At 70.9% G+C, this 5,720-nt stretch carries 4 protein-coding genes; 3 read left to right on the forward strand and 1 reads right to left on the reverse strand.

Annotated elements, in window-relative coordinates; genetic code table 11:
- Positions 1-141 precede the first annotated feature (141 nt).
- A complete protein-coding gene (locus FNH08_RS43075) occupies positions 142-579 on the reverse strand; it encodes a cell division protein SepF (protein WP_152776961.1) in 438 nt (145 codons plus the stop codon).
- A gap of 290 nt (positions 580-869) precedes the next feature.
- Between FNH08_RS43075 and FNH08_RS43080 the strand changes: the two genes are divergently transcribed.
- The 3 genes from FNH08_RS43080 to FNH08_RS43090 all read left to right on the forward strand — a co-directional run bounded on the left by FNH08_RS43080 (position 870) and on the right by FNH08_RS43090 (position 5,631).
- Positions 870-2,105, forward strand: a complete 1,236-nt coding sequence (locus FNH08_RS43080; RefSeq protein ID WP_322726383.1) for a DUF5685 family protein — start codon at positions 870-872, stop codon at positions 2,103-2,105.
- A gap of 485 nt (positions 2,106-2,590) precedes the next feature.
- Positions 2,591-4,402 (forward strand): FAD/NAD(P)-binding protein, encoded by a 1,812-nt coding sequence (locus FNH08_RS43085; protein WP_152776963.1) that lies wholly within the window; start codon positions 2,591-2,593, stop codon positions 4,400-4,402.
- A 323-nt stretch (positions 4,403-4,725) separates the two neighbouring features.
- Entirely contained in the window at positions 4,726-5,631 is a 906-nt protein-coding gene (locus FNH08_RS43090) for a S1 family peptidase (protein WP_322726384.1), read from the forward strand.
- The last annotated feature ends 89 nt before the right edge of the window (positions 5,632-5,720 follow it).

Raw genomic sequence — 5,720 nt, forward strand, 5'->3', positions numbered from 1 at the left:
CCCTAAAGCCCGCGCTCCCGAAAAGCTCCGCGCCCCCCGAAAAGCTCCGCGTCCCCTGAAAGTCTGGGCAAGGCGCTCACCGGCCTCGACGTGTTCCGGTGATCCCCCGACCGGAATGCGGGGGCAGGTGAGCGGCCCTGCTCAGCTCTGGTTGAAGAAACCGTCCGCCTGACGGCCCGCGGCCTCGCCGCTGACGATCTCCGTGTCGGCCGGGGTCAGCAGGAACACCCGGTTCGAGACCCGCTCGATCGAACCGCGCAGACCGAAGATCAGGCCGGCCGCGAAGTCGACGACACGCTTGGCGTCGGTGGACTCCATGTTCGTGAGGTTCATGATGACCGGGACCCCGTCCCGGAAGAGCTCACCGATGTTGCGGGCGTCCCGGAAGCTGTCCGGGGTGACCGTGCCGATCCGGCGCCCCTTTTCCTGGGCGGATTCGGACGCGACCTTCACACGAGGGTCGGTGACCCAGGCATCGCCGGACTCCTGCCCCTCGGCGTAGTCGTCGTCGTAGTAACGCTCGTCATCGTTGTCGTCGACGAGGCCAAGCCAGGCACTCGCCTTGCGCACCGATCCCATGGACGCCTCCTCTCACAGCGGTGATTCGTGCTTTCCGCATCCCTATCGTCGTCCATGATGCGGATGTCGTGCCAAGTGGTTAGACGCCGCACGGGGGTTTCGTGACGGTACTGGCACAGAACCCATTCGTCGAGAGCCCGTATGCCCCAAGGGCTCTGCTGTACACAACTGCTGACTGTGAGTGAAATAATATTTGTTTCGGCGGATGGGTGATGAGCAGCGCGTACGGGTGAACACCGGGGTCGGTACGATGCGGCGACTGAACGGCACACAAGACACGGGGGAGTGTCGTGTTCGGAATAGTCAGGCCCTGCCGGCATCGGCTCAGTGAGGGGCTGCGGACCCAGTGGATGGCGCATCTGTGCGGGCTCTGCCTCGCGCTGCGGAGGGACCACGGGCAGTTCGCGCGGGTCGTCACCAACTACGACGGGCTGCTCATCTCCGTTCTGACGGAGGCTCAGGCCGAGCGTGAGCGGTCGGCCGCCTGGCGGCGGACCGCCGGGCCCTGTCCGCTGCGCGGGATGCGAACCGCCTCGGTCGCCCGGGGCGAGGGGGCGCGGCTCGCCGCCGCCGTCTCGCTGGTGCTCGCCTCGGCCAAGGTCCGTGACCACATGGCCGACGGGGACGGACTGTTGGCCCGTAGGCCGGTGGCGCTCGCCGCACGCCGGGTGGCCACCGGCTGGGGCCGGGCGGGTGCGCGCACGGGCTCCGACGTCGGGTTCGACACGGCGGTGCTCGTCGACGCCGTGGACCGGCAGGTGGGGATCGAGGCGCTCGCCGGGCCCGGAACGCCGATCCTTGACGTCACCGAGCCTACCGAGACCGCGACCGCGGCGGCCTTCGCGCACACCGCTGTCCTGGCCGGGCGGCCCGGCAACGCGGAGCCCCTCGCCGAGGCCGGTCGGCTCTTCGGGCGGCTCGCGCATCTGCTGGACGCCGTGGAGGACAGGGAGGCCGACGCGGCGGCGGGTGCGTGGAACCCCCTCACGGCGACCGGCACGCCCCTCGCCGAGGCCCGGCGGCTAGCGGACGACGCGCTGCACGGGATCCGGCTCGCGCTGCGGGAGGCCGAGTTCGGCGACGGCAAGCTGGCGCACGTGCTGCTCGTGCACGAACTGCGGAACTCGGTGGGCCGCGCGTTCGGCACGGCCTCGTGCGGGCACGGCGTCGGCGCTCCGTCGGCAGGCACCCCGTCGGTCGGCGCCGTGCCCGAGGCGTCCATGCCTCCGCCAGGCAACCCGTTCGCGCCGTCCGGCCCCGGCGGCCCGCCGCTGCCGCCCGAGCCGCCGCGCCGCGACCGGCGCGGGCTGCTGGCCGGCTGTCTGGTGTGGGCGGGGCTCGCCTGTACCTGCCAGCTGTGCTGCGGCGAGTACGACAGCCCCTGGACGGGGGAACGCAAGGAGGGGCTCTGCCACCGGTGCGACTGTGACAACTGCTCCGACTGCTCCGACTGCTGCGATTGCTGTGACTGTTGCGGCAAGTGCTGCGACGGCTGTGATTGCTGCGACTGCGGGTGTGACTGCTGAGGGGCGAGGTCACCCAGAGAAAGGCCGAAAGGGAGAGCGAGTAGAGCGAAGGTAGAGCGAGGGGAGGGGCGTGCGTGTGTGAAGGCGTGCGTCCGGGCGTCGGGAAGAACAGGGAAAGCCGGGAAACAGAGAAAACCGGAGAAGCCGGAGAAGGCCGCTGAGGCGGAGAAAGCCGCGAGAGCCCGTCGGAAGCGGGCTCGCAGGGGGTCAGCTCAACAGGACGAGGACCACACTCGACCGAAGTCGATGTGGGAGCGCGTGACCAGCCACTGCGGATGCATGAACACAAGTGGAACAGGCATCCGATTCCGCGTCAACTGGCCTGAGACGGACCGCTCACATCATGGACAGCCTTGACAGTGAGCGGAAACCTCCCCGTACTCTCCCAGGACGGCCCTGCTGAGGGGCTCGGCCGTACGGCGTCCTCGTGACGCCCCCGTGTGAAGGCACCCCGTGTTCGGCTCGACGCCTCACGGAGCCCTCGCATGCCCTCCTCCCGCACCGTCATCCCCGGACCGCGGAACCCCGCGCCCTCGCTCGTCATCGTCGGCGCCGGGCCGCGGGGGACCGGCCTCCTGGAGCGGATCGCCGCCAACGCCCCCGAGCTGTACGCCGGTTCCGAGCTCGACGTGCACCTCGTGGACCCGTATCCGCCGGGCGGCGGCCGTATCTGGCGGCTGGCCCAGTCGCCCCTGCTGTGGATGAACTCCGAGGCCCAGGACGTCACCATGTTCACCGACGACACGGTCGACATGGCCGGACCGGTGCGCCCCGGACCCACCCTGCACGAGTGGGCGGCCGTCGGCGGGCGCACCTTCGCCGACCGGCAGCTCCAGGGCGCGTACCTGTCCTGGGTGTACGAGCAGACGGTGGCCGCTCTGCCGCCGGGCGTCCGTGTCCACCGGCACACCCGGCGCGCCCTGCGCGTGACCGGACCGCGCGAGGGACGCCAGCAGGTGTGGCTGGAGGGCCGCCCCAGGCCGCTGTCCGCCGACCTCGTGGTGCTCACGCTGGGCCACCTCGACGCCGAACTCGACGACGAGCAGCGCGCGTTGGCCGCGTACGCCCGGAAACACGACCTGGTCCATCTGCCGCCCGACTTCACCGCCGACAGCGACCTGTCCGCACTGTCGCCCGGCGAACCCGTCCTCGTACGCGGCTTCGGGCTCGCGTTCGTCGACCTCATGGCGCTGCTGACCGAGGGCCGGGGCGGGCGCTACGAGGACGACGGCCGCGGGGACCTGACGTACGTGCCATCGGGGCGGGAGCCCGTCCTGTACGTGGGCTCCCGGCGCGGAGTGCCCTACCACTCCAAGATCGGCTACGACTGGGAGGGTGAACGGCCGCCGCTGCCACGGTTCTTCGGGCCCGCCGACGTGGACGCGCTGCTCGCCCGCCCCGCGGGGTTCGACTTCCGGCGGGACGTGTGGCCGCTGGTGGAGAAGGAGTTGGGGTTCGCGCACTACCACCGGCTGTTCACCGCGCACCCGGAGCGGACGACGGTGGACTGGACCGACTTCGAGGAGAAGTACGCGGCCGCCACGAGCGGTGCCGAGGTACGGGTGCTCGTCGCGTCCGCCGTGCCCGACCCGGCCGACCGGCTCGACCTCACCGCGCTCGACCGTCCGCTGGACGGGCTGCGCTGCGGATCGTACGACGAGCTCCAGGACGAGCTGCGGACGTACATCCGCGACGACCTGACCCGCCGCCACAACCCGCTGCGCAGCCAGGACCAGGCCGTCTTCCTCGCGCTGCTGTCCGTCTACGGGCAGTTGGTGCGGCTCGGGGACGTCGGGCCCTGGTGGCACGGGTTCTTCAGCTACCTCGCCTCCGGTCCGCCCGGACCCCGGCTGCGGCAGATGCTCGCGCTGTCCCGGGCGGGAGTGCTGCGCTTCCTCGGCGCGGACATGACCGTCACCGCCGAGGACGGTGTGTTCCGGGCGCGCAGTGCCACCGTGCGCGGGGCCGCCGTCCAGGCCCGCGCGCTGGTCGAGGCGAGGCTGCCGCACCCGACGGTCGAGCGCACCCGGGACACGCTGCTGCGCGAGCTGTACGCCGACGGGGCCGCCGCCACCGCCGAGGGACTGCTCGCCGTGGACCCCGCCGACGGCCGGGTGCTCGACCGCTCCGGCATCCCGCACCCACGGCGCTTCGCGCTCGGCCCGCACACCGACGCCCGGGGCTCGGGCGCGTTCACCCGGCCGCGCACCGGCGGGCCCGCGTTCCGTCAGAACGACGCGACGGCACGGGCCGCGCTCGCCTTCCTGAGCGCGCTGCCCTGCCGCGCGGCCGCCTGATCCGCCAATTCGGCGGCCGCCTGATCCGCCGATTCAGCGGCGCCTGATTCGCCGATTCATAGGAGACGCTCCGGCGCGACCAAGCATCTCCACAGAATTTTCACATGGGCGGTGTGAGATCAAGTACCGCTGGTAACGGGGGAAGTTCAGTGCCGCGAGGCCGAAAGGCCCTCTTGCGTCACTCGGTCACGCAGCCGAATACTCCCCCCAGCGCCTTGTCAGGGGCACAACGTGTCCGGAAAACGGACGCCTCCCTCGACTCGCGCCTCACGGGCCCCAAACCCCACAGCGGGCCCCCGACTTCCCTCAGGAGGGAACGAACAGTGAGGATCACGCGCACCACCCCCCGCAGCGGCATCGCGAGACGGACCCGGCTGATCGCCGTCACCGCCGGACTCGTGGCCGCGGCTGCCGTCACCGTCCCCAACGCGCAAGCGAGCGACGCGCAGACCTTCAGCACCGCCCAGCTCAAGAGCGCCAGCTCCTCCGTACTCAAGGCCGATGTACCGGGCACGGCCTGGGCGATCGACCCGAAGACCGACAAGGTCCTCCTCACGGTCGACAGCACCGTCTCCCAGGCGGAACTCGCGAAGATCCAGAAGGCGGCGGGCAGCAACGCCGGCGCCCTGACGATCAAGCGCACCCCGGGCAAGATGAACAAGCTGATCAAGGGTGGCGACGCCATCTATGCGAGTAGCTGGCGCTGCTCCCTCGGCTTCAACGTGAAGAACAGCAGCGGAGCCGACTACTTCGTGACCGCCGGTCACTGCACCGACGGCGCGGGCACCTGGTGGTCGAACTCGGGTCACACCACGACGCTCGGGACCACCTCGGGCTCCAGCTTCCCGACGAACGACTACGGCCTCGTCCGCTACACCAACACCTCCGTCACCAAGTCCGGCACCGCGGGCAGCGTGGACATCACCCGTGCGGCCACCCCGGCCGTGAACACCAGCGTCATCCGCACCGGTTCCACCACCGGCACCCACACCGGGCGGGTCACCGCGCTCAACGCGACCGTCAACTACGGCGGCGGCGACATCGTCTACGGCATGATCCAGACCACGGTCTGCGCCGAGCCCGGCGACTCCGGCGGTCCGCTCTACGGCAGCAACGGCACCGCCTACGGTCTGACCTCCGGCGGCAGCGGCAACTGCACCTCCGGCGGGACGACGTTCTTCCAGCCGGTCACCGAGGCCCTGAGCGCCTACGGGGTCAGCGTCTTCTGACCGGTGCGCGGCCGGAGCGCCTCCGGCACCCGCACGACCGAACACGCAGCCAGCAGTAGGGGAGCCCTCGCACGGCAAGTGCCGTGCGA

Source organism: Streptomyces spongiae (assembly GCF_009377185.1).
In the GTDB taxonomy this organism is placed as follows: domain Bacteria; phylum Actinomycetota; class Actinomycetes; order Streptomycetales; family Streptomycetaceae; genus Streptomyces; species Streptomyces spongiae.

Excerpts from the sequence above, each read along its gene's own strand:
- FNH08_RS43085 (WP_152776963.1), top strand. The coding sequence starts at position 2,591 with ATGCCCTCCTCCCGCACCGTCATCCCCGGACCGCGGAACCCCGCGCCC.
- FNH08_RS43075 (WP_152776961.1), bottom strand. The coding sequence starts at position 579 with ATGGGATCGGTGCGCAAGGCGAGTGCCTGGCTTGGCCTCGTCGACGAC.